The organism is Streptomyces sp. CA-181903, assembly GCF_050937075.1.
In the GTDB taxonomy this organism is placed as follows: Bacteria; Actinomycetota; Actinomycetes; order Streptomycetales; family Streptomycetaceae; genus Streptomyces.
The window spans coordinates 3865524-3886710 of sequence record NZ_JBNJLY010000001.1; the positions used below are offsets into that span (position 1 = coordinate 3865524).

22 protein-coding genes and 1 pseudogene are annotated in these 21187 nt (G+C 72.2%); 13 read left to right on the forward strand and 10 right to left on the reverse strand.

What is annotated here, in order from left to right; all coding sequences use genetic code 11:
* Nucleotides 1–10: 10 nt before the first annotated feature.
* The 3 genes from ACQEVS_RS17285 to ACQEVS_RS17295 all read right to left on the reverse strand — a co-directional run bounded on the left by ACQEVS_RS17285 (nt 11) and on the right by ACQEVS_RS17295 (nt 2646).
* Entirely contained in the window at nt 11–1042 is a 1032-nt protein-coding gene (locus tag ACQEVS_RS17285) for an alanine racemase (RefSeq protein ID WP_433021383.1), read from the reverse strand.
* Nucleotides 1043–1087: 45 nt separating this feature from the next.
* Entirely contained in the window at nt 1088–2206 is a 1119-nt protein-coding gene (locus ACQEVS_RS17290) for a lipid II:glycine glycyltransferase FemX (RefSeq protein ID WP_433021385.1), read from the reverse strand.
* A 101-nt stretch (nt 2207–2307) separates the two neighbouring features.
* Entirely contained in the window at nt 2308–2646 is a 339-nt protein-coding gene (locus tag ACQEVS_RS17295) for a hypothetical protein (protein WP_051072700.1), read from the reverse strand.
* 302 nt (nt 2647–2948) lie between these two features.
* Between ACQEVS_RS17295 and rpsF the strand changes: the two genes are divergently transcribed.
* From rpsF to rplI, 4 genes are all read left to right on the forward strand, one after another.
* Nucleotides 2949–3239 (forward strand): 30S ribosomal protein S6, encoded by a 291-nt coding sequence (rpsF, locus tag ACQEVS_RS17300; RefSeq protein WP_004950685.1) that lies wholly within the window; start codon nt 2949–2951, stop codon nt 3237–3239.
* An 81-nt stretch (nt 3240–3320) separates the two neighbouring features.
* A complete protein-coding gene (locus ACQEVS_RS17305) occupies nt 3321–3905 on the forward strand; it encodes a single-stranded DNA-binding protein (RefSeq protein ID WP_433021387.1) in 585 nt (194 codons plus the stop codon).
* 103 nt (nt 3906–4008) lie between these two features.
* Nucleotides 4009–4245, forward strand: a complete 237-nt coding sequence (gene rpsR, locus ACQEVS_RS17310; RefSeq protein WP_004950692.1) for a 30S ribosomal protein S18 — start codon at nt 4009–4011, stop codon at nt 4243–4245.
* A gap of 18 nt (nt 4246–4263) precedes the next feature.
* Complete coding sequence (rplI, locus tag ACQEVS_RS17315; protein ID WP_185940371.1) at nt 4264–4710, forward strand: 50S ribosomal protein L9; 447 nt, start codon at nt 4264–4266, stop codon at nt 4708–4710.
* A 195-nt stretch (nt 4711–4905) separates the two neighbouring features.
* On the opposite strand, the pseudogene ACQEVS_RS17320 reads toward rplI, so the two are convergent.
* Nucleotides 4906–6231 (reverse strand): annotated as a pseudogene (locus tag ACQEVS_RS17320) (MATE family efflux transporter); the annotation flags it as partial.
* 504 nt (nt 6232–6735) lie between these two features.
* Here ACQEVS_RS17320 and dnaB point away from each other — a divergent pair.
* Nucleotides 6736–8241 (forward strand): replicative DNA helicase, encoded by a 1506-nt coding sequence (gene dnaB / locus ACQEVS_RS17325; RefSeq protein WP_433021389.1) that lies wholly within the window; start codon nt 6736–6738, stop codon nt 8239–8241.
* 20 nt (nt 8242–8261) lie between these two features.
* On the opposite strand, the gene ACQEVS_RS17330 is transcribed toward dnaB, so the two are convergent.
* Together ACQEVS_RS17330 and ACQEVS_RS17335 are read right to left on the reverse strand one after the other, a co-directional pair.
* Nucleotides 8262–9434, reverse strand: coding sequence for an FAD-dependent oxidoreductase (locus ACQEVS_RS17330; RefSeq protein WP_433021391.1), 1173 nt, complete (start codon nt 9432–9434; stop codon nt 8262–8264).
* 164 nt (nt 9435–9598) lie between these two features.
* Nucleotides 9599–10492 (reverse strand): NADP-dependent oxidoreductase, encoded by an 894-nt coding sequence (locus tag ACQEVS_RS17335; RefSeq protein WP_433021393.1) that lies wholly within the window; start codon nt 10490–10492, stop codon nt 9599–9601.
* A 191-nt stretch (nt 10493–10683) separates the two neighbouring features.
* On the opposite strand from ACQEVS_RS17335, the gene ACQEVS_RS17340 reads away from it, so the two are divergent.
* Together ACQEVS_RS17340 and ACQEVS_RS17345 are read left to right on the forward strand one after the other, a co-directional pair.
* A complete protein-coding gene (locus ACQEVS_RS17340; RefSeq protein WP_433021395.1) occupies nt 10684–11262 on the forward strand; it encodes a TetR/AcrR family transcriptional regulator in 579 nt (192 codons plus the stop codon).
* A gap of 212 nt (nt 11263–11474) precedes the next feature.
* Entirely contained in the window at nt 11475–12260 is a 786-nt protein-coding gene (locus tag ACQEVS_RS17345; RefSeq protein WP_433021397.1) for an oxidoreductase, read from the forward strand.
* Between the two features lie 168 nt (nt 12261–12428).
* Here the strand turns inward: ACQEVS_RS17345 and ACQEVS_RS17350 are convergent, their stop codons facing one another.
* Both ACQEVS_RS17350 and ACQEVS_RS17355 read right to left on the reverse strand, forming a co-directional pair.
* A complete protein-coding gene (locus ACQEVS_RS17350; protein WP_433021399.1) occupies nt 12429–13073 on the reverse strand; it encodes an NAD(P)-dependent oxidoreductase in 645 nt (214 codons plus the stop codon).
* Nucleotides 13074–13179: 106 nt separating this feature from the next.
* Nucleotides 13180–14067: an EamA family transporter gene (locus ACQEVS_RS17355; protein WP_433021401.1), complete on the reverse strand. Its 888-nt coding sequence runs from the start codon at nt 14065–14067 to the stop codon at nt 13180–13182.
* 87 nt (nt 14068–14154) lie between these two features.
* Between ACQEVS_RS17355 and ACQEVS_RS17360 the strand changes: the two genes are divergently transcribed.
* Nucleotides 14155–14712 (forward strand): MarR family winged helix-turn-helix transcriptional regulator, encoded by a 558-nt coding sequence (locus ACQEVS_RS17360; RefSeq protein WP_433021403.1) that lies wholly within the window; start codon nt 14155–14157, stop codon nt 14710–14712.
* 77 nt (nt 14713–14789) lie between these two features.
* The gene (locus tag ACQEVS_RS17365) at nt 14790–15551 is read left to right on the forward strand and encodes a MerR family transcriptional regulator (protein ID WP_433021405.1); all 762 of its coding nucleotides are present in this window, start codon (nt 14790–14792) and stop codon (nt 15549–15551) included.
* A 12-nt stretch (nt 15552–15563) separates the two neighbouring features.
* Here ACQEVS_RS17365 and ACQEVS_RS17370 read toward each other — a convergent pair whose 3' ends face one another.
* Together ACQEVS_RS17370 and ACQEVS_RS17375 are read right to left on the reverse strand one after the other, a co-directional pair.
* Complete coding sequence (locus ACQEVS_RS17370; protein WP_433021407.1) at nt 15564–15938, reverse strand: thioredoxin family protein; 375 nt, start codon at nt 15936–15938, stop codon at nt 15564–15566.
* A gap of 69 nt (nt 15939–16007) precedes the next feature.
* Nucleotides 16008–16454, reverse strand: coding sequence for a MerR family transcriptional regulator (locus tag ACQEVS_RS17375; RefSeq protein ID WP_433021409.1), 447 nt, complete (start codon nt 16452–16454; stop codon nt 16008–16010).
* 101 nt (nt 16455–16555) lie between these two features.
* Between ACQEVS_RS17375 and ACQEVS_RS17380 the strand changes: the two genes are divergently transcribed.
* From ACQEVS_RS17380 to ACQEVS_RS17395, 4 genes are all read left to right on the forward strand, one after another.
* Entirely contained in the window at nt 16556–17977 is a 1422-nt protein-coding gene (locus ACQEVS_RS17380; protein ID WP_433021411.1) for a serine hydrolase domain-containing protein, read from the forward strand.
* Nucleotides 17978–18089: 112 nt separating this feature from the next.
* Complete coding sequence (locus tag ACQEVS_RS17385; protein WP_433021413.1) at nt 18090–19217, forward strand: pyridoxal-phosphate-dependent aminotransferase family protein; 1128 nt, start codon at nt 18090–18092, stop codon at nt 19215–19217.
* A 210-nt stretch (nt 19218–19427) separates the two neighbouring features.
* Entirely contained in the window at nt 19428–20411 is a 984-nt protein-coding gene (locus ACQEVS_RS17390) for an ATP-binding cassette domain-containing protein (protein WP_433021415.1), read from the forward strand.
* Nucleotides 20408–21169: an ABC transporter permease gene (locus tag ACQEVS_RS17395; protein WP_433021417.1), complete on the forward strand. Its 762-nt coding sequence runs from the start codon at nt 20408–20410 to the stop codon at nt 21167–21169. Before ACQEVS_RS17390 ends, ACQEVS_RS17395 begins: the two co-directional genes overlap by 4 nt.
* Nucleotides 21170–21187: the final 18 nt, after the last annotated feature.

The window sequence follows — 21187 nt, forward strand, 5'->3', positions numbered from 1 at the left end:
CCGGGGGGGCTCAGTGATCGAGTATCCGGTCGAACTGGGTGGTGGTGTGCCGCAGGTGGGCCACCAGTTCGTCGCCGACCTGCGGCGCGGGGGCGTCGTTGGGCACGAAGAGGATCGACACCTGCATGTGCGGGGGCTCGGCGAACCAGCGCTGCTTGCCCGCCCAGACGAAGGGCGACAGGTTGCGGTTCATGGTGGCCAGGCCCGCGCGGGCGACGCCCTTGGCGCGCGGCATCATGCCGTGCAGCGCCTTGGGAGCCTCCAGGCCCACGCCGTGCGAGGTGCCGCCGGCCACGACGACCAGGTAGCCGTCGCCGGCCGTCTTCTGCTGGCGGTAGCCGAAGCGGTCGCCCTTGGAGACGGGCGTGACGTCCAGGACCGCGCCGCGGTACTGGGTGGCGTCGTGGTCGCCCAGCCAGAGCCGGGTGCCGATCCGGGCCCGGAAGCGGGTCTGCGGGTACATCTGCTGGAGGCGGGCCAGTTCGTCGGACTTCAGGTGGCTGACGAACATGGTGTGCAGCGGCAGGTGGGCGGCGCGCAGCCGCTCCATCCACGCCGAGACCTCGTCCACGCCGGTGGTGCCGTCGGCGCGGTCCAGGGGCAGGTGTATCGCGAAGCCCTCCAAGCGCACGTCCTCGATGGCGGCGTGCAGCTTGGGCAGGTCGTCCTCGCTGATGCCGTGCCGCTTCATGCTGCTCATGACCTCGATGACGACGCGCGCGCCGACCAGGCCGCGCACCCCCTCGACCGAGGAGACCGAGCGGATGGCCCGGTCGGGCAGCGGCACCGGCTCCTCGCCGAGCCGGAACGGGGTGAGCACCAGCAGGTCACCGCCGAACAGGTCCTTGGCGCGGGCCGCTTCGTAGGTGGTGCCGACGGCGAGGATGTCCGTGCCGAAGCGGATGGCCTCCTCGGCGAGGCGTTCGTGGCCGAAGCCGTAGCCGTTGCCCTTGCAGACCGGGACGATGCCCGGGAACTGCTGGAGGACGGACTGCTGGTGTGTCCGCCAGCGCTGGGTGTCGACGTAGAGCGTGAGCGCCATGGCCGGTCCCGGAACCTTTCCCTGAGTGTGGATGGAGCTGTCGGATCAGCGGCGCGACATGTAGATGTCGAGGGCCTTGTGCAGCAGCTTGTTGAGCGGGAAGTCCCACTCGCCGAGGTACTCGGCCGCCTGTCCGCCCGTGCCGACCTTGAACTGGATGAGGCCGAAGAGGTGGTCGCTCTCGTCCAGCGAGTCGCCGATGCCACGGAGGTCGTAGACGCTGGCGCCGAGCGCGTAGGCGTCGCGCAGCATCCGCCACTGCATGGCGTTGGACGGCCGGACCTCGCGCTTGTGGTTGGCGGAGGCGCCGTAGGAGTACCAGACGTGCCCGCCGACGATCAGCATCGTCGCCGCGGCCACGGCCTCGCCCTCGTGGATGGCGAAGTAGAGCCGCATGCGGTTGGGGTCCTCGGTGTTGAGGGCGGTCCACATGCGCTGGAAGTAACTCAGCGGGCGGGGGCGGAACTTGTCGCGCTCCGCGGTGATCTCGTAGAGGTGCTGCCAGGTGGCCAGGTCCTCGTAGCCGCCCTGGACGACCTCGACGCCGGCCTTCTCGGCCTTCTTGATGTTGCGGCGCCACAGCTGGTTGAAGCCCTTGTGGACGTCCTCCAGCGACCGGTTCTCCAGCGGCACCTGGAAGACGTAGCGCGGCTGGACGTCGCCGAAGCCGGCGCCCTCCTCCTCGCCCTGCTGCCAGCCCATGCGGCGCAGCTTGTCGGAGACCTCGAAGGCGCGCGGCTCGATGAAGGTGGGCTCGACGTCGCGCAGGCGCTTGGCGTCCGGGTCGGCGATGCCGGCCTTGATCGCGTTGGCGTCCCAGCGGCGGATGACGACGGGCGGGCCCATCTTCACCGAGAACGCGCCCTGCTTCTTGAGGTGGGCCAGCATCGGCTGGAGCCACTCCTCGAGGTTCGGGGCGTACCAGTTGATCACCGGGCCCTCGGGCAGGTAGGCCAGGTAGCGCTTGATCTTCGGGAGCTGGCGGTAGAGCACCAGGCCCGCGCCGACCATCTGGCCGGTCTTGTCGAACCAGCCCAGGCTTTCCGAGCGCCACTCGGCCTTGACGTCCGCCCAGGCCGGCACCTGCATGTGACTGGCAGCGCGCAGGCTCTGGATGTATGCCAGATGCTGCTGTCGGCTGATGGTCCTCAGGGTCAGGCTCATGCGGGGCGCTCCTCGGCAGGTGTGTCCCCAGGGTCGGGGCTCCGGCTCTCGCGCCGAAGCCTACTGCGACCGGGGAGCGCCCCGTTTGGGCGTACGGTCCGTTATCCGATCACACCTCCGAAGAGGCCGCCGTGGGCCATGCCCAGGAAGAAGCCGATGGCGGACGCGCCCAGGCCGATGATCAGCAGGAAGCGCTCGCCCGTGGTGGCGGAGATGAACTGGCCCCACGCCCCGGTGAGGATCCCCACCAGGCCGCTCCAGGAGCTGAGCAGGTGGAGGTTGGACCAGGCGGAGGAGACGATGGCCAGCAGGCCCAGCACGACCGTCGCCGCGACCAGGGTGTTCTCGCGTGGATGCGGCTTTCCGTCGCTGTTGAGCACCGTGTTGATGAACGAGCGGGGGTTCCTCGATGTGGGAGTCCGGCGGACTGCCTGTGTCATGGGTCTACCTCCTGAAGGCAGGCGGCGCGGTGTAGCGCCGGTCACACCCGGTGCGTCCAGAGTGAAGGGGCGGGCGGCCGGATTTCAACCGGACGCCGTGGTGCGGGTACTCTGGACGGTCTGCATCGGTATCTGCCCGGACCCGGCTTCCGTCCCGGGGCGACCCAGGGACTTCCCGCTGATCGTCCGTGCGGTTGGCATCGGCCTCGGTGTCAGTGTCAGCCGATACCGTTGTTCACGCATCACGACCCTCCTGCCACGGATCGACCGTGGCCGCTGAGTCCAAAGGAGGTGGGTTCCACATGCGTCACTACGAGGTGATGGTCATCCTCGACCCCGATCTGGAGGAGCGCGCTGTCTCTCCCCTGATCGAGAACTTCCTCTCCGTCGTCCGTGAGGGCAACGGAAAGGTCGAGAAGGTCGACACCTGGGGCCGTCGTCGTCTCGCTTACGAGATCAAGAAGAAGCCCGAGGGCATCTACTCGGTCATCGACCTGCAGGCCGAGCCTGCGGTCGTCAAGGAGCTCGACCGCCAGATGAACCTGAACGAGTCGGTCCTCCGGACCAAGGTCCTCCGTCCCGAGACCCACTGAACCCCTTCGGTTCAGAGGTAATCGGGCTGTATCGCAACGAGTAGCAAGCAGCCAGCAGCACACCCGCCGAGAGGTTCACCCATGGCAGGCGAGACCGTCATCACGGTCGTCGGCAATCTCGTCGACGACCCCGAGCTGCGCTTCACCCCGTCCGGTGCGGCGGTCGCGAAGTTCCGCGTCGCGTCCACTCCCCGCACCTTCGACCGCCAGACCAACGAATGGAAGGACGGCGAGAGCCTCTTCCTGACGTGCTCGGTGTGGCGGCAGGCGGCGGAGAACGTCGCCGAGTCGCTTCAGCGAGGCATGCGCGTCATCGTGCAGGGCCGGCTGAAGCAGCGGTCCTACGAGGACCGCGAGGGCGTCAAGCGCACGGTCTACGAGCTCGACGTCGAAGAGGTCGGCGCCAGCCTGAAGAACGCGACGGCGAAGGTCACCAAGACCACGGGTCGTGGTGGCCAGGGTGGCTATGGCGGCGGCAACGGCGGCGGCCAGGGTGGCGGCGGCTGGGGCTCCGGTCCCAGCGCTCCGCAGGGCGGCGGGGCTCCCGCCGACGATCCCTGGGCGACCGGCGCTCCGTCCGGCGGCCAGCAGGGCGGCGGCGGAGGTGGCTGGGGCGGCGGCTCCGGCAACTCCGGCGGCGGCTACTCCGACGAACCGCCCTTCTAGGCCCTCCGGGGTCTGGAGCCAGGCCCCTCGGGGCCCGGGCCGTCCTTCGCGGACGGTCCGAGGGCGACAGCAAAAAACTTCTTGATCACACTGGAGAGAGACAATGGCTAAGCCGCCTCCGCGCAAGCCCAAGAAGAAGGTCTGCGCTTTCTGCAAGGACAAGACCGCTTACGTGGACTACAAGGACACGAACATGCTGCGGAAGTTCATTTCCGACCGCGGCAAGATCCGTGCCCGCCGCGTGACCGGCAACTGCACTCAGCACCAGCGTGACGTCGCCACGGCCGTGAAGAACAGCCGTGAGATGGCGCTGCTGCCCTACACCTCGTCCGCGCGATAAGGGAAGGGTGACCGAAAAATGAAGATCATCCTCACCCACGAGGTCTCCGGCCTCGGCACCGCCGGTGACGTCGTCGACGTCAAGGACGGCTACGCCCGCAACTACCTGGTCCCGCGCGGTTTCGCGATCCGCTGGACCAAGGGCGGCGAGAAGGACGTGGCGCAGATCCGCCGCGCCCGCAAGATCCGCGAGATCGCCACGATCGAGCAGGCCAACGAGGTCAAGGGTCAGCTGGAGGGTGTCAAGGTCCGCCTGGCCACCCGTGCCGGCGAGGCCGGCCGCCTGTTCGGCTCCGTGACCCCCGCCGACATCGCTTCCGCGATCAAGGCTTCCGGTGGTCCCGAGGTCGACAAGCGCCGTGTCGAGGTGGGCTCGCCCATCAAGACCCTGGGTGCCCACCAGGTGTCCGTGCGTCTGCACGCCGACGTCGTCGCCAAGCTCGGCATCGAGGTCGTCGCCGCGTAAGCGGAACGCCGCTCCCCAGTGGAGCGGCGTGACGAAGGGCCGTACCCCTCGGGGTGCGGCCCTTTCGGCGTTCGGGGGAGGGGTCGCCGAAAGGGGCTCAGGCCCGGTACGGCCCTGGTGACGAGCGCGGGCTCGTACGGCCCCGGTGACGGGCTGGGGCCGTGAGGCCCCGGAGGCGAGCTCAGGCTCGTACGGCCCGGTGACAAGCCAGCGGCCGGAGCGGATGCGCAACCACAGCGTGACCATGCGTACCGCCATCATCAGGGCCATCGCCCACCACAGGGCCGTGAGTCCGCCGCCCAGCGGCGGGACGAGCAGTGCGAAGGGCGCGAACACCGCGAGCACCACCAGCATCGCCCAGGCGAGGTAGGGGCCGTCCCCGGCGCCCATCAGGACCCCGTCCAGGACGAAGACGACCCCGGCGACCGGCTGGCTGAGCGCGGCCACCAGGAGGGCGGGCAGCAGCGTCCGGCGTACGTCCGGGTCGGCGGTGAACAGCGGGGTGAACAGCGGCCGGGAGGCCACCACCAGGAGCCCGAGCACGACGCCCGTCCCGATCCCCCACCGCACCATCCGCCGGCAGGCGGCCCGGGCGCCGTCGGTGTCGCCCGCGCCCAGGTACCGGCCGATGATCGACTGGCCGGCGATGGCGATGGCGTCGAGGGCGAAGGCCAGCAGGTTCCACAGGGAGAGCACGATCTGGTGGGCGGCCACCTGCCGGTCGCCCAGCCGGGCCGCGACCGCCGTGGCGATCAGCATGGCGGCGCGCAGGGCCAGCGTGCGCACGAGCAGGGGGACGCCGGCCCGGGCGCAGGCGCGGATGCCCGCCGCGTCCGGGCGCAGCGACGCGCCGTGCCGCCGGGCGCCCCGGACCACGACGACGAGGTAGGCGGCGGCCATGCCGTTCTGGGCGACGACGGTCCCCCAGGCCGAGCCGGCGATGCCCCAGCCCGCTCCGTAGACGAAGGCGAGGTTGAGCACGGCGTTGGCGGCGAAGCCGGCGACGGCCACGTACAGCGGGGTCCGGGTGTTCTGCAGGCCGCGGAGGACGCCGGTGGCGGCGAGGACGGCGAGCATGGCGGGGACGCCCAGGGCACTGACGCGCAGGTAGGTGACGGCGTGCGGGGCGGCGTCGGCCGAGGCGCCGAAGGCGTCGACGAGGGCGGGGGCGCCGGGGAGGACGGCCAGGGCGATGACGGTGCCGAGCAGCAGGGCGAGCCAGATGCCGTCCATGCCCTGCCGGATGGCGGCCGGGAGGTCGCCCGCGCCGACGCGGCGGGAGACGGCCGCGGTGGTGGCGTAGGCGAGGAAGACGCAGACGCCGACGGCGGTGGTGAGGAGCGGGGCGGCGATGGCGAGACCGGCGAGGCGGTCGGTGCCCAGGTGGCCCACGATGGCGGTGTCGGCCATGAGGAACAGGGGTTCGGCCACGAGTGCGCCGAAGGCCGGCACGGCCAGGGCGAGTATCTCGCGGTCGTGCCGCCGGGCGGGGCGCGGTCCGCGCGCGAGGGCGTCGCTCATACGTTCCATTCAATCTTCCACAGGTAATGAGCGCAACCGGCAGTCGTCTGTTACCTTGAGCGCCGGGGTGTGATCTTCTCTGCGCCGTTTGTCGCGATCCGGCCCCGGCGGGAGAACTTTTTCTCCTCAACAGCCGGTGGATGGGAAAAGTGCAGGTCAGAGGCGCTCGGACGGATCGGGTGTGGGGTTGTCCACAGCGGTTTCCCCCGGCTCGTGCACAGGATCGGGGGAGTTCTCCACAGGATGGGGCCCGTCATCCACACCTCCTGTGGATAACCAGATTGGCTGACGGTGCCCGCGGCCCTACCGTGGACCGGCGCCCGCCGTCCGTTCCCGTCCCGTTCCGCGCCTCCGGACCACCCCGTCCGGCACCGCGCGGAGCGTCGGAAACCGCGTCGAACCCGATGTGCCGGAACCGGAGTCGGGCGTCCTGTTTGTCGGTGCCGTGCCGTAAGAAAGAGGTGCACGGCGAGGTCCGCGCCGCGGACGGGAGGAGGTGGCGGGGTGAGCGTCCACGAGCCCATGGACGGCCCGTGGGGCGATGAGGGGCCGGGCGACCGGCTGCCGTTCCCCCGCTCCCGCCGGAACGACGGCAAGGGCCGTGGCGAGCGGCGCGACGGGGACGAGGGCGGCGACTGGCAGGGCTCGCAGGGCGAGCGGGGTTCTCAGGGATCGCAGGGAAGCGGTTTCGAGCGCGTCCCGCCGCAGGATCTGGACGCCGAGCAGTCGGTGCTGGGCGGCATGCTGCTGTCCAAGGACGCCATCGCCGACGTCGTCGAGGTCCTCAAGGGCCACGACTTCTACCGGCCCGCCCACGAGACCGTCTACCAGGCCATCCTCGACCTCTACGCGAAGGGCGAGCCGGCCGACCCGATCACCGTCGCCGCCGAGCTCACCAAGCGCGGTGAGATCGCCCGCGTCGGCGGCGCGGCCTATCTGCACACCCTGGTCCAGACGGTCCCCACCGCCGCCAACGCCGAGTACTACGCCGAGATCGTCCACGAGCGGGCGGTCCTGCGGCGGCTGGTCGAGGCGGGGACCCGCATCACTCAGATGGGTTATGCGGCCGACGGTGACGTGGACGACATCGTCAACAGCGCGCAGGCCGAGATCTACGCCGTCACCGAGCAGCGGACCAGCGAGGACTACCTGCCGCTGGGCGACATCATGGAGGGCGCGCTCGACGAGATCGAGGCCATCGGCTCGCGCAGCGGCCAGATGTCCGGCGTCCCCACCGGCTTCACCGACCTCGACGCGCTGACCAACGGCCTCCACCCCGGCCAGATGATCGTCATCGCGGCCCGTCCCGCGATGGGCAAGTCGACCCTGGCGCTGGACTTCGCCCGGGCCTGTTCCATCAAGCACAACATGCCGAGCGTGATCTTCTCGCTCGAAATGGGGCGCAATGAGATCGCGATGCGCCTGCTGTCCGCCGAGGCGCGGGTGGCGCTGCACCACATGCGCTCCGGCGCCATGACGGACGAGGACTGGACGCGGCTCGCCCGCCGGATGCCGGACGTCTCCCAGGCCCCGCTGTTCATCGACGACTCGCCGAACCTGTCGATGATGGAGATCCGCGCCAAGTGCCGCCGCCTGAAGCAGCGTCAGGACCTCAAGCTGGTGATCATCGACTACCTCCAGCTGATGCAGTCCGGCGGCTCCCGGCGGGCCGAGAGCCGTCAGCAGGAGGTCTCGGACATGTCGCGAAACCTCAAGCTCCTCGCCAAGGAGCTGGAGCTCCCGGTGATCGCCCTGTCCCAGCTGAACCGTGGCCCCGAGCAGCGCACCGACAAGAAGCCGATGGTCTCCGACCTCCGTGAGTCCGGCTCCATCGAGCAGGACGCCGACATGGTCATCCTGCTGCACCGCGAGGACGCCTACGAGAAGGAGTCCCCGCGCGCGGGCGAGGCCGACATCATCGTCGGCAAGCACCGAAACGGCCCCACGGCGACGATCACCGTGGCCTTCCAGGGCCACTACTCGCGGTTCGTGGACATGGCGCAGACCTGACGGGCGGCGCCGGCGGGAGTTCAGCCGCCGGTCCGGTCGCCGCGGGTGAAGAAGGCGATCAGCTCCTGGGGGGTGGGGTTGCGGCCGGCCACGGTGGCGGCCGCGGCGCCGCGGGGGAAGAGTGCCTGCTCGTACGCGGCGAGGGCGGTCTCGACGTCGTCGGGGTGGGCGGCGAGGGCCTCGCCGAGTCCGGCGCCGTCGAGCATGGCCAGGTTGGCCCCTTCCCCGTTGGGGACCGAGAGATGGGCGGCGTCGCCGAGCAGGGTCACCCCCGGCACCCGGTCCCAGCGGTGTCCGGCCGACAGGTCGTGGAGCGGACGCAGGATTGGCGCGGTGTCGCCGGCGGTGATCAGGGCGGTGAGTTCCGGGGCCCAGTCGGCGTACTCGGCGGCGAGCCGGGCGACGGTCGCGGTGGGGGTGGTGGCGTCGGTGGGGTTGGTGCGGGCGCCGGGACCGGTGGTAGGGGTGCCGGGGTCGGTGGTGGCGAATCGGGTTCGTGGTCCGGTCGCGGTGATGTAGGCGCGGAGGGTTCCGCCTCTCTCCCGGTGGGCCACCAGCCACTTCCCGTGCCCGTCCGGATCGAGCGCGACGAGCGTCCCGCCGCCGACCGCCTTCGCGGTGGCCGGGTGCCGGGTGTCGGCGTCGTGCAGGCAGGTCTCGACGACGGACCGGCCGACGTATCGCGGGACGGCGTCCGAAAGCAGCGGGCGGACGCGTGACCACGCGCCGTCCGCGCCGACCAGCAGGTTCGTGACGGTGGTGGTGCCGTCGGCGAAGGCCACCTCGTGGCGCCCCCCGGCCAGGGCCCGGACGCCGGTGGCCTTGCTGCCCCAGCGGACCGTGCCGGCGGGGAGCGCGTCGAGCAGGACCCGCCGCAGCTCGCCGCGCTGTACCTCGGGGCTCCCGCCCGTGCCGTCGTCGGCCTTCTCGAACAGGACGGTCCCCTTCCGGTCGAGGAGGCGTAGGGCTTGCCGGCCGGGCAGGATGAGATCACGGAAGGCGTCCGTCAACTCAGCGGCCTCCAAGGCGAGTCGGCCGCTGTGATCGTGGATGTCGAGCATTCCGCCCTGCGGGCGTGCCGTGGGGGAGGGATCCGCCTCGTGGACCGTGGCCGGGATGCCGTGCAGATGCAGGACGCGGGCCAGGACGAGGCCGCCGAGGCCGGCGCCGATGATCGTGACGGGAGTGCGCATGGGGCTCCTCGCTGGGAAAGGGTGACGGACCAACGGAGTTCTGATCGCCGGAGTTCGGACCATCGGAGCCGGCTCACGGGAGTCGGCTCGCCGGAGTCGGCTCGCCGGAGTCGGCTCGCCGGAGTCGGCTCACCGGCCGTTCGGCCGCGCGGCGGGTGAAGGGGTCAGACGAGCAGGACGCGGCGGCCGCGCGTATGGCCGGCCCGGCTGTCGATGTGCGCGGCGGCGGCGTCGGCGAGCGCGTACGACTTCTCGACCGGGATGCGGAGTCGTCCGCGGGAGATGAGGTCGACGGCCTCGGCGAGGGCCCGCGGCACGTCGCCGGTCACGCCGGAGAACCGGGCACCGTGGTCCGGCGCGCCGAGGTCGGCGATGGAGACGACCTTCCCCGGATCCCCGGTCAGCTCGACGAGTTCGCGGATCACGCCCGAGCCGGCCAGGTCCAGCGCGGCGTCGACGCGGCCGAGCCGCCGGACCCGTTCGGTCCAGCCCTCGTCGTACGTGGTGGCCAGAGCGCCCAGGCCGCGCAGGTAGTCCTGGTTCGCGGCCCCGGCCGTGCCGATCACCGTGATGCCCCGGTCGCGGGCGATCTGCAGCACCGCCGACCCGACGCCCCCTGACGCGCCGCTGACCAGCAGCGTCTGCCCGGGCCGCACACCGGACTCGTGGATGACGCGCAGCGCGGTCTCCACGACGGAGGGGTATCCGGCGGCCTCTTCGAAGGTCAGGCCCTCGGGCATCCGGGCCCAGGCCGACAGTACGGCGTACTCGGCATAGGTCTCGGAGCCGCGCCCGAACACGAGGTCGCCGACCGCGACCCCTTCGACGCCCTCACCGATCTCGTCCACCACCCCGGCGGCGTCCTGCCCTATCCCGGAGGGCAGTTCGATCGGGCGGGTCTTCTGGAACTGGCCTTCCCGGATTCTCCAGTCGACGGGGTTCACGCCCGCCGCCCGCACGGCGAGGCGTATGTGGCCGGGGCCCGCGTGGGGCTCCTCGGCGTCGACGAGTCGGAGCACGTCGGGACCGCCGAACTCGGTGAAGCTCACTTTCTTCATGCGGGGAACGTAGCACTAGCGGTTAGCTTTTTGGAACAGGTTGGAAGATGTAATTGGTAGGGGTTGGTGGATGGTGGGCGCTGAAGCTCCCGGGGGTACCTGCTTGTCGGTGGGTCGCTGAAGTGGGTCGCGGTGACCGCGAGGCCGAATTTATTTGACCTATGGGTCAAGAAAGCGCTAACTTGATGATCATGGGAAGGCCGAAGCAGTTCGATCCGGACGTCGCCGTCGAGCGGGCCATGGAGGTGTTCTGGAGCAAGGGGTACGCCGCCACCACGCCCCAGGACCTGGTCGACGCGCTCGGCATCGGCAAGGGCAGCCTCTACAACGCCTTCGGAAGCAAGCGGGAGTTGTTCGAGCGGGCGCTGTGCCGGTACCGCGACAGCCAGGCGCTCGCGCTCATCGAGCTGCTGGAGGCTGACGGTCCGGTGAAGGAGCGGTTGCGCCGGACGCTGCGCCTGCTCGCCGAGATGGATCTCGCCGACCCCGGTCGCCGCGGCTGCATGGCCGTCAACACGGCGGCCGAGCTGGGCGGTAGGGACGAAGAGGCCGTCGCGCTCGTCCGGCGCATGTTCGACCGCACCGAGGACGCCTTCCGCGCCCTGATCGAGAAGGGGCAGCGGGCGGGGGAGATCGCCGCCGACCGTGACGCCCGGGACGTCGGAAGCCTGCTGTTGAACACGGTGATCGGCCTGCGGCTCATGGCCCGGATCGTGGACGGGCCGGAGCGGCTGGACCGGGTGATCGACGCCGTGATCGACGGGCTCTGATCAGCGGTTTCTGGCGGCCCTGGTGGCCTTGGCGGCCCTGACGGCCCCTGTCGGGTTTCGGCGGCTCCGACGGTCTCCGGTCGGACTCTGACGGGTTCGGCGCACGATTTCGGGTGAGTTCTGCCCGGCGCCGGGTCCAAGCCGGCCGTCCGTCGGCTTCGGGCTTCCCCTGCCCTCTTTTTGTACCTGCGATTCAAGAATAATGAGGAACCATGGATCTCCACCTCACCGGCAAGACCGCCGTCGTCACCGGCGCGAGCCGCGGCATCGGCCTCGCGGCCGTCCGTTCGCTGGTCGCCGAGGGCGTCCGAGTGGTCGGAGCGGCCCGGACGATCACTCCCGAGCTCCGCGAGACCGGCGCCGTGGCCGTCTCCGCCGACCTGGGTACGCCCGAGGGCGTACGGACCCTGGAGGAGCGGGCCCTCGCCGCCCTCGGCGGCATCGACCTGCTGGTCAACAACGTCGGCGCCGGCGACGACGTCGAGCCGGGCGGCTTCTTCGACGTGGACGACGCCCGGTGGCGGGCCGTCTTCGACCTCAACCTCATGAGCGCCGTGCGCGTCTCCCGGTTCGCCCTCCCGAGCCTCGTCGAGCGCCGCGGGTCGATCGTCAACGTCTCATCGGTCAACTCCCGTCTCCCGGCCGCCGGTCCCGTCGCGTACAGCGCGGCGAAGGCGGCGCTCACCGCGTTCGGGAAGTCCCTCAACGAGGAGTTCGGGCCGCAGGGGGTGCGCGTCAACACCGTCTCCCCCGGCGTCGTCCGGACCGGTATCTGGGCCGGCCCGGACGGCTTCGGCGGGCAGGTGGCGGCGGCCGCCGGGGTCGAGAACTACGACGATTTCCTCCGGGACCTGCCGTCGGCGTTCGCCATCACCACCGGGCGGATCACCGAGCCGGAGGAGGTCGCGGCGCTGATCACGTTCCTGCTGTCCGACGTGGCGGGCAACATCTCCGGCGCGGACCACGTGATCGACGGCGGGACGGTCAAGGTGCTGTGACCCGCGGGAGCCGGCTGGTGAGCGGTCGGGAGCATCAGGGCGAGCCGGTTCGTGAGCGGTCGGGAGCAGGAGGGCGAGCCGGCTCGTGAGCGGTCGGGACGTCAGGGCGAATCGGCCCCGTGAGCAGTCGGGAGCCGCACGACAAGCCGGCAAGCCGGTCCGTGCAGGTCAGTACGCCACGGTGAACCGCGCCCCCCGGTGCCTCGGCCGCTCCGTCTCGTCCAGCAGGGCGACCGCGAAGTCCTGGTACGAGATGGCCGAGTTGCCGTCGGCGTCGATCAGCAGCTCGTCCGCGCCGGAGCGGTAGCGGCCCGTCCGTTCGCCGTTCTCCAGCAGGGCCGGCGGGCTGACGTACGTCCACTCGACGTCGGGCCCGGCGGCGCGGACGAGGGCGAACTGCTCCGTGCTCGCCTGGGCGATCGGCCGCCAGGCGGCGGGCACCCAGGCGGGGTCGTCGAGGACGGTGCGGCCGTCGCCGCCCGGTACGGTCAGGCTGCCGGCGCCGCCGACGACCAGCAGCCGGGCGCCGGTTCCGGCGACGCCCGTGAGCAGCGCCTTGGTGGCGGTGAGCAGGTCGTGTTCGCGGCCCGGCGCCGGACGGACCGCGCTCACCACGACGTCCTGGCCGGCCGCCAGCCGTGCCACGTCGCCGGGGTCGGCGGCGTCGCCGGTGCGGTGCGCGGCCGCCGTGGGCAGCCGGTCGAAGCGGGCCGCGTCCCGGACCACGGCGGTGACCTGGTGGCCGCGGGCCAGCGCCTCGGCCGCGATGGTGCTTCCCGCGTTGCCCGCCGCGCCGAAGATGGTGATGCGCATGGTCGTTCTCCTTGTGGATGCCGGTGAAGACGTTGAAGAGAGGTTGAGGAGGCTGAAGAGACGCTGAGGACGCTGAAGGGACGTCGAAGAGGTTGAAGAAGGGGGATCAGCGGATCGGGGCGGCGGCCTCGCGCCGGGCCGCCGACGGGCGGAGCTGGGCGGCGACGAGGGAGCCGAGGACGATCAGGCCGCCCAGCGACTGGAGCGCGGTGAGCCGCTCGCCGACGGCGATCAGGCCGATGGCCGTGGCGACGAGCGGGCTGAGCAGGCCGAGGAACGTCACGTCCGTGGCGGGCAGTTCGCGCAGGCCGCGGAACCACAGGGTGTAGGCGAGCGCGGTTCCGACGGCGGAGAGGTAGGCGTACCCCGCCAGGTTCCCGGCGGTCAGCCCGGCCGGCGGGAGGCCCTCGACGAGCAGCGCGACCGGGACGAGGAGCACTCCGCCGGCCACCAGCTGCCAGCCGGTGGTGGCGAGGAGGGGCGCCGGGGACGGCCAGCGCTTGCTGAGGACGACGCCCGTCGCCATGAGGAGGGCCCCGCCCAGGGCGGCGGCGACCCCGACTCCGTCCAGCCGAGCCTCGGCACGGAGGACGAGCAGGCCGACGCCGGTGACGCCCGCGATGCCGGCCACGAGGGTGCGGGTGGTGAGCCGCTTGCCGAGGAGGCCGGTGGAGAGGAGGGCGGCGATCAGGGGTTGTACGGAGCCGACGGTGGCGGCGACGCCGCCGGGGAGGCGGTACGCGGCGACGAAGAGGAGGGCGAAGAAGGCGCCGATGTTGAGCGTTCCGAGGACGAGTGCGCGCCACCACCAGTCGCCGCGCGGCAGTCGCCGGGTGAGCGCCACCAGGAACAGGCCGGCGGGCAGCGCCCGCAGGACGGCCGCCAGCAGCGGGCGGCCCGGGGGCAGCCACTCGGTGGTGACGTAGTAGGTGGTGCCCCAGAGGGCCGGTGCGAGTGCGGTGAGGAGGAGGACGCGCAGTCGTTTGCTTAGCACGAAGGTAAATTAGCTCACCGCTAAGCTAACTTGACCCCCGCTGAGGGGTGATCTACCTCACCGCTAAGACATTGCTAGGGTGAGCGCGTGGCAGATCACGTCGACCTCGTGCTGGAACAGTGGGCCGCCCAGCGGCCCGACCTGGACGTCTCGCCCATGGCCGTGTTCGGCAGGCTGAGCCGGCTCACGCGGGTGGTCGACGCCGAGTTGGGGCGGACCTTCGCCGCTCACGGCCTCGACAGAGCCTCGTTCGACGTCCTCGCCACCCTGCGCCGCAGCGCGCCCCCGCACCGTCTGACGCCGACCGAGCTGATGCGGGCCGGAATGGTGACCTCCGGCGCGATCAGCCAGCGCCTCGACCGCCTGGAGGGGCGCGGCCTGGTGGTCCGCACCCCCAACGAGGAGGACGGCCGGGGCGTCCGCGTCTCCCTGACGGACGAGGGGCGCGCGCTCATCGACCGGGCGCTGCCCGAACACCTCGCTACCGAGCGGCGCCTGCTGGGCCCGCTGTCGGACGAGAAGCGGGAACGGTTCGTCGAGACGCTGCGGGAGCTCCTGGAGGAACTTGAGGGGCCGGTCGAGCCGGTGGGGGTGGCGTGCTGCCACAAATCCCCGCGGCCGGGCGGTGCTTGCTGCGCCACGTGAGGGTGTGCCCCCGGAACGCCTCCGGACCGAGCGCCGATCTTGACCTTCAAGCCGCTCGAAGGCCGAGGATCCCCCACATGCATCCCACGGACACCCCACGTCACCCGGAAGGCGACTCCGAGCCCCTCCTGAGCATCGGCGTCTTCGCCCGCAGGGTCGGGTTGGCCCCCAGCGCCCTGCGCTTCTACGACGACTGCGGTCTGCTGCGCCCCGCCCGCGTCGACGCCGTCACCGGTTACCGCTCCTACCGCCCGGAGCAGGAGCGGCGTGCCCGGCTCGTCCGCCGGCTCCGGGACGCCGGACTGCCGCTCGTCGACGCGGTGTCCGTGCTCGACGGCCCTCCGGAACAGGCCGCACGGATCCTCCGCGACCACCTGCGGACCACCCGCGCCGCCGCCGAGGCGGCCCGGGCGGCCGTCGAGGACCTGCTCGACGCCCTGCCCGCGGCCGACGGCGGGGCGTCGGCGCGGCTGGGCGGTCCCGAACTGGCCGCGGCCGTACGGCAGGTGGCGCCCGCCGCCGCCGAGGGGCCCGTCCGGGAGGCGTTCCCGGTGCTCGGCCGGGTACTGCTGGAGCTGGAGGGGGACGAACTCGTCCTCACCGGCGGCGGTTCCGACGGCGTCACCCTGCGCGCCGTGTGCACCGGGCCGCCGCTGCGCGTCGCGTTCGACCCGGCGGTGCTCCTGCCGGCCCTGGACGCGGGTGTCGGTCCGGACGCCCTGCTGGAGATCGCGTCCCCCGCCGGCCCGGTCGTCGTACGCTCGGCCGATCAGGGGAGCTTCACGACGCTCGTCATGCCGGTCCGCGACATCGCGGCCGTGCCGGGCGGGCAGGGGTGAGCGGCGCGCCGGTCAGTTGGGGGCGATCCAGGGCAGCTGGGCGGCGAGGTCCTGGCGCAGGCGGCGCAGGGGGCGGGCGCCGACCAGGGTCAGGACGGGCTCGCCGGCGCGGAACAGGATCAGGGTCGGGGCCGACAGGACGCGGTGGGCCGCGGCCGTCGCGGGGTTGAGGTCCACGTCGAGCGCGACGACCTTCAGCCGGCCCGCCTCGGCCGTCGCCAGCTCGGCGAGGACGGGGGCGATCTGCCGGCAGGGGCCGCACCAGTCGGCGGTGAACTCCACGAGGACGGGGAGGCCGGAGGCGAGGACCTCGTCGTGGAAGGTGGCGTCGGTGACAGGAGTCACGGGGGTCGCGGGAGTCACGGGAGTGGCGGTGGTCGTGGGCATGGCGGGGTGTTCCTCCGTGAGTGGGGATGTCGCGGGTGAGAGGGATGCCGTGGGTGCTGGTGAGTCCGGTCAGGAGCGTCCGGGGTCTCCCGCGTCGCACGGCGTGAGTTCGCAGCGCGGCGGCGGGCCGCCCGGGACGTCGGCTTCCGCTTCGAGCGCGGCGCGCGCCCGCTGTGCGTCGGCCAGTTGCGCGCTCACCTCGGCGCGGACCTGGGCCAGCCGCTCGATGCACTCGTCCAGCTCGGCGAGTTTGCGCCGGTAGACCTCCAGGGACGCCGGGCAGGAGTCACCGGAGGGGTGGCCGGCGCGCAGGCACTCGACGAACGGACGCGTGTCCTCCAGGCCGAAGCCGAAGTCCTGGAGCGTACGGATCTGGCGCAGCAGCCGCAGGTCGGCCTCGTCGTAGTCCCGGTACCCGTTGCCCGCGCGGCGGGCGGGCAGGAGGCCGAGCGACTCGTAGTGCCGCAGGGCGCGCGTGCTGATGCCGGCCCGTTCGGCCAGTTCCCCGATCCGCATGAACCGACCGTAAACGTTGACGCGGACGTCAAGGCCAGCCCCGGGCAAGGGAGAAGTCGAAAATCTCCGTCCGTCACAGGGGGACTGTTTAGGCTGCGGAAATGACCAGGGATCACCAGAACACCAGGAGCACCTCCGGCATCACGGAGACCGACCGTTTCGCAGACCTGCTGCCCGCGACCCGTCGGGCGCTCCTGCACCACGTCGCCACCACCCAGGCGCAGGGCCGGGCCCCCTCCCTGGTGGCGGCCCTGGTCCGGGACGGACGGCCGGTGTGGGCCGCCGGCCGAGGGGAAGTGGACGGCCGTGAGCCGGACCCGGAGGCGACCCAGTACCGCGTCGGGTCGATCACCAAGGCCCTGATCGCCGCCCTCGTCCTGCGGCTGCGCGACGAGGGCCTGCTCGGTCTGGGCGACCCGCTCGGCCGGCACCTGGACACACCGGCCGGCGGGGAGGCGACCATCGCCCAACTCCTCGCCCACAGCTCCGGCCTGGCCGCGGAATCGCGCGGTCCGTGGTGGGAGCGGACGGCCGGGGAACTGCGCCCGGCGCCGGAGGACGTGTTCGGCGAGCGCCCGCAGCGGCACCGGGCGGGGGAGCTGTACCACTACTCCAACACCGGTTACGCCCTGCTCGGCGCGCTCGTCGAGAAGCTGCGGGGCGAGCACTGGTACCCGGTCCTGCGCCGCGAGGTGCTGCTGCCGCTGGGCATGGAGCGGACGACGTACGTACCGGAGGGCCCCCACGCGGAGGGCTGGGCCGTGCACCCCTGGGCGGACGTCGTCCTTCCGGAACCGCTCGCGGAGACCGGCCTGATGGCGCCGGCGGGACAGCTCTGGTCGACCGCCGCCGATCTGGGCCGGTTCGCCGTCTTCCTGATGGAGGGCGACGAGCGGGTGCTCTCCGCCGCGACCCTGGCGGAGATGCGGCGGCCCGTGTCCGAGCCGCAGAACGCGGACTGGAGCGCGTCCTATGGCCTCGGCCTCCAGCTGATCCGGGTGGACGGCCGGGTCCTGGTCGGCCACGCCGGGTCCATGCCGGGCTTCGTCGGGGCCGTGCTCGCCGCCCCGGAGGAGGGTCTGGCGGGCGTCACCCTCGCCAACCAGACGTCCATGCCGGAGATCGTGTCGCTCGCCGCCCGGCTCGTGTCGACCGCCGCCGACGCGGAGCCCCGCATTCCGGAGCCGTGGCGCCCGGACGCGGACCCGGACCTCGCGCTGCTGGAGCTCACCGGCCCCTGGTACTGGGGGCCCCGGGCCATGGTCCTCCGGCTGGGAGCGGGCCGGACGCTCGAACTGGCGCCGCTCACCGGCGGAGGCGCGCGCGCCTCGCGGTTCCGGCCGGAGGAGGACGGGACGTGGACCGGCCTCGACAACTACTTCACGGGTGAGACGCTCCGGGTCGTCCGGCGGGCGGACGGCACGGTGAGCCACCTGGACGTCGGCACCTTCGTCCACACACGGGAGCCGTATGCGCCGGAAGACGCCGTTCCGGGCGGGGTGGCCGAGGGCGGCTGGCGCTGAACGGCTCCGCGCCCGCCCCGACGGCCGGTACGGCCGGGGGCGGCCCGGCGTAGGGTCGGGGCAGAGACCGGCGGGCGCCGCGACCCGGCGCCACCACATCCTGGAAGGCACCGTGACCGCGAACACCGCACCGGACCTGCTCGACCTCGCGCCGCTGGGCGCGGACCACTTCGCCCGCATCGAGGACAAGATCGCGGCGCTGATGCGCACCCGCGAGACCGTCGTCACCATGCAGGGCGAGGCGCTGCTGCCGCTGGAGGCGTGCATCCGCTCGGCCGTGCGCCCCGGCAGCACCGCCCTCAACGTGATCACCGGGCCGTACGGCGAGACGTTCGGCGGGTGGCTGCGGTCCTGCGGCGCCGACGTGGTCACGGTGTCGGCGCCGTTCAGCGGCGCGGTGGGCCCGGAGCCGATCGCCGACGCGCTGCGCGCCCACCCGGAGATCGAGTTCGTCAGCCTGGTGCACGCCGAGGCGGCCACCGGCAACACCAACCCGGTCGCCGAGATCGGCCGCGTCGTGCGGGAGCACGGCGCGCTGCTGATGCTCGACGCCGTCGCATCCGTCGCCGCCGAGCCGCTGCTCACCGACGAGTGGGGCGTCGACCTGTGCGTCATCGGCGGCCAGAAGGCGATGGCCGGCCCGGCGGGCGTGTCGACGGTGTCGGTCAGCGCCCGCGCGTGGGAACGGATCGCGGCCAACGAGCAGGCGCCCCGGCGCTCGTACCTGTCCCTGCTGGACTGGAAGGAGCGCTGGATCGACGCAGGGCGCGCGGTACTGCCGCACGCCCCCGCCCAGTTGGAGATGCTGGCCCTGGAACAGGCGGCCGACCGGATCGCGGCCGACGGCCTGGACGCGGTGATCGGCCGCCACCTGGCCGCCCGGGGCGCCACCCGCACCGGCGTCCGCGCGCTGGGCGGCCTCATCCCGTACGTCGTCCGGCGGGAGCACGCGGCGCCCGCCGCGACCACGCTGCGCGCGCCCGAGGGCGTCGACGCGCGGGAGATCGTCGCCGCGGCCCTGGCGGCCGACCCCTCGGTGCCGCTCCAGGCGGGCGGCGGCGCGCTCGCCAAGGAGATGATCCGGGTGAACCACTACGGGACGGCCGCCTCCCGAGCCACTGTCCTGGACTCCCTGGCGGCCCTCGCGGCGGGCCTGCGGGCGCTCGGCGTCGCGGTCGCGGACGACGACGAGGTGCTGGCCGCGGCGGGGGCGGAGTGGGACGGTCTCGTACGGGGCTGATCTGCGACGGGGGGAAGCGGCCGGTGCGCGGGGTGCGCGCGCCGGCCGCTTCTTCGTGTCACACGCCGATCGTTTCTTCGTGTCACGCCGGCCGTTTCTTCGGGTCCGGCCGGCCGTTTCCTCGTGTCAGGGCTGGTGTGAGGGCTGATGTCAGGACCCGTGTCAGGGGCGTGACAGCCGCGTGTCAGCGCCGGCCGCGACGGTAGTGACATGAACGGTTCGGCGATCGCGGTCTCGGGACTGCGCAAGGCATACGGTGATCAAGTCGTCCTCGACGGCATCGACTTCGACGTCCCCGCGGGCTCGGTCTTCTCCCTGCTCGGCCCGAACGGCGCGGGCAAGACGACGACCGTCAACATCCTGACGACGCTGGGGAGGGCCGACGCGGGGACGGTGCGCGTCGCCGGTCACGACGTCGCGACCGGGACGCGCGACGTACGCGCCGCCATCGGCGTCACCGGGCAGTTCGCGGCGGTGGACGAGCTGCTCACCGGCCGGGAGAACCTCCGGCTGATGGCGGACCTGAAGCGCGTCCGCTCCGCCGGCCGGGTGGTCGCGGAGCTGCTGGAGCGGTTCGACCTGGCGGAGTCGGCGGACAAGCCGGCGGCGGCGTACTCCGGCGGCATGCGCCGGAAGCTGGACCTGGCGATGACGCTGGTCGGCGCCCCACGGATCATCTTCCTGGACGAGCCGACGACGGGCCTCGACCCGCGCAGCCGCCGCACGATGTGGGACGTCGTCCGCGGACTGGTGGCCGACGGCACCACCATCTTCCTCACCACCCAGTACCTGGAGGAGGCCGACGAACTCGCCGACCGCGTCGCGGTGCTGAGCGGCGGCGCCATCGCCGCCGAGGGCAGCCCCGACGAGCTGAAGCGGCTCGTCCCCGGCGGGTACGTGCGGCTGCGGTTCACCGACCCGGCCGCGTACCGGTCCGCCGCCGACGCCCTGCGCGACGTGACCGCGGACGACGAGACGCTGTCGCTGAGCATCCCCAGCGACGGCAGTCAGCGCGAACTCCGCGCCCTCCTCGACTGGCTCGACGCGGCCGGCGTCCAGGCCGACGAGCTGACGGTCCACACGCCCGACCTCGACGACGTCTTCCTCTCCCTCACCGATCACACCCGCACCGACCGCACCTCTACCGACCGCACCCGCACCGACCACACCCGCAAGGAGGCGATCGCGCCGTGAACACGCTCCCCGCGCCCCTGGCCGACTCGTTGATCATGCTGCGCCGCAACCTCAAGCACACGGTGCGGAACCCCGTCACGGTGTTCCAGGCGCTCCTGTTCCCGATCGTCATCATGCTGATGTTCGTCAAGGTGCTCGGCGGCGGCTTCGCCGTCGGGGAGAGGTACATCGACTACGTGACGCCCGGCCTGCTCGTCATGGCCGTCAGCTACGGGCTGGGGACCACCGCGGCGGCCGTCAACTCCGATATGACGAAGGGCGTCATCAACCGGTTCAAGGTCATGGACGTCTCCCGGGGCGCCGTACTGACCGGGCACGTCGTCATCACCACGCTGCGCTGCCTGGTGGCCTGCGCGGCCATCGTCGGGGTCGCCTTCGCGATGGGCTTCGACCCGGGGGCGGGCGCCCTCGACTGGCTCGGTGTGGCGGGGATGATCCTGCTGCTCGGCGTCTCGGCCGGCTGGCTCACCGTCGCCCTGGGACTGGCCGCGAAGACCGTGGAGTCGGCGGGCATGGCCGCCGTCCCGCTGATCATGCTGCCGTTCCTGAGCAGCGCGTTCGTCCCCGCGGACACGATGGGGACCGGTGTCCGGCAGTTCGTGGAGTACCAGCCCTTCACCCCGATCATCGAGACGCTGCGCGGGCTCCTGGCGGGGCACCCGTCGGGCGGCGACGCGGCCGCGGCGGTCGCCTGGTGCGTCGGGTTCGCGGTGCTGGGGTACGCGTGGGCGGTCGCGACGTTCAAGAAGCGGGCGTGACGCACCCGCTCGCCCCGG

What these genes read in the sequence shown, in the direction of transcription:
- ACQEVS_RS17285 (WP_433021383.1), bottom strand. Translation starts at nt 1,042, where the DNA reads ATGGCGCTCACGCTCTACGTCGACACCCAGCGCTGGCGGACACACCAG.
- ACQEVS_RS17290 (WP_433021385.1), bottom strand. Translation starts at nt 2,206, where the DNA reads ATGAGCCTGACCCTGAGGACCATCAGCCGACAGCAGCATCTGGCATAC.
- ACQEVS_RS17295 (WP_051072700.1), bottom strand. Translation starts at nt 2,646, where the DNA reads ATGACACAGGCAGTCCGCCGGACTCCCACATCGAGGAACCCCCGCTCG.
- rpsF (WP_004950685.1), top strand. Translation starts at nt 2,949, where the DNA reads ATGCGTCACTACGAGGTGATGGTCATCCTCGACCCCGATCTGGAGGAG.
- ACQEVS_RS17305 (WP_433021387.1), top strand. Translation starts at nt 3,321, where the DNA reads ATGGCAGGCGAGACCGTCATCACGGTCGTCGGCAATCTCGTCGACGAC.
- rpsR (WP_004950692.1), top strand. Translation starts at nt 4,009, where the DNA reads ATGGCTAAGCCGCCTCCGCGCAAGCCCAAGAAGAAGGTCTGCGCTTTC.
- rplI (WP_185940371.1), top strand. Translation starts at nt 4,264, where the DNA reads ATGAAGATCATCCTCACCCACGAGGTCTCCGGCCTCGGCACCGCCGGT.
- ACQEVS_RS17330 (WP_433021391.1), bottom strand. Translation starts at nt 9,434, where the DNA reads ATGCGCACTCCCGTCACGATCATCGGCGCCGGCCTCGGCGGCCTCGTC.
- ACQEVS_RS17335 (WP_433021393.1), bottom strand. Translation starts at nt 10,492, where the DNA reads ATGAAGAAAGTGAGCTTCACCGAGTTCGGCGGTCCCGACGTGCTCCGA.
- ACQEVS_RS17340 (WP_433021395.1), top strand. Translation starts at nt 10,684, where the DNA reads ATGGGAAGGCCGAAGCAGTTCGATCCGGACGTCGCCGTCGAGCGGGCC.
- ACQEVS_RS17345 (WP_433021397.1), top strand. Translation starts at nt 11,475, where the DNA reads ATGGATCTCCACCTCACCGGCAAGACCGCCGTCGTCACCGGCGCGAGC.
- ACQEVS_RS17350 (WP_433021399.1), bottom strand. Translation starts at nt 13,073, where the DNA reads ATGCGCATCACCATCTTCGGCGCGGCGGGCAACGCGGGAAGCACCATC.
- ACQEVS_RS17365 (WP_433021405.1), top strand. Translation starts at nt 14,790, where the DNA reads ATGCATCCCACGGACACCCCACGTCACCCGGAAGGCGACTCCGAGCCC.
- ACQEVS_RS17370 (WP_433021407.1), bottom strand. Translation starts at nt 15,938, where the DNA reads ATGCCCACGACCACCGCCACTCCCGTGACTCCCGCGACCCCCGTGACT.
- ACQEVS_RS17375 (WP_433021409.1), bottom strand. Translation starts at nt 16,454, where the DNA reads ATGCGGATCGGGGAACTGGCCGAACGGGCCGGCATCAGCACGCGCGCC.
- ACQEVS_RS17380 (WP_433021411.1), top strand. Translation starts at nt 16,556, where the DNA reads ATGACCAGGGATCACCAGAACACCAGGAGCACCTCCGGCATCACGGAG.
- ACQEVS_RS17390 (WP_433021415.1), top strand. Translation starts at nt 19,428, where the DNA reads ATGAACGGTTCGGCGATCGCGGTCTCGGGACTGCGCAAGGCATACGGT.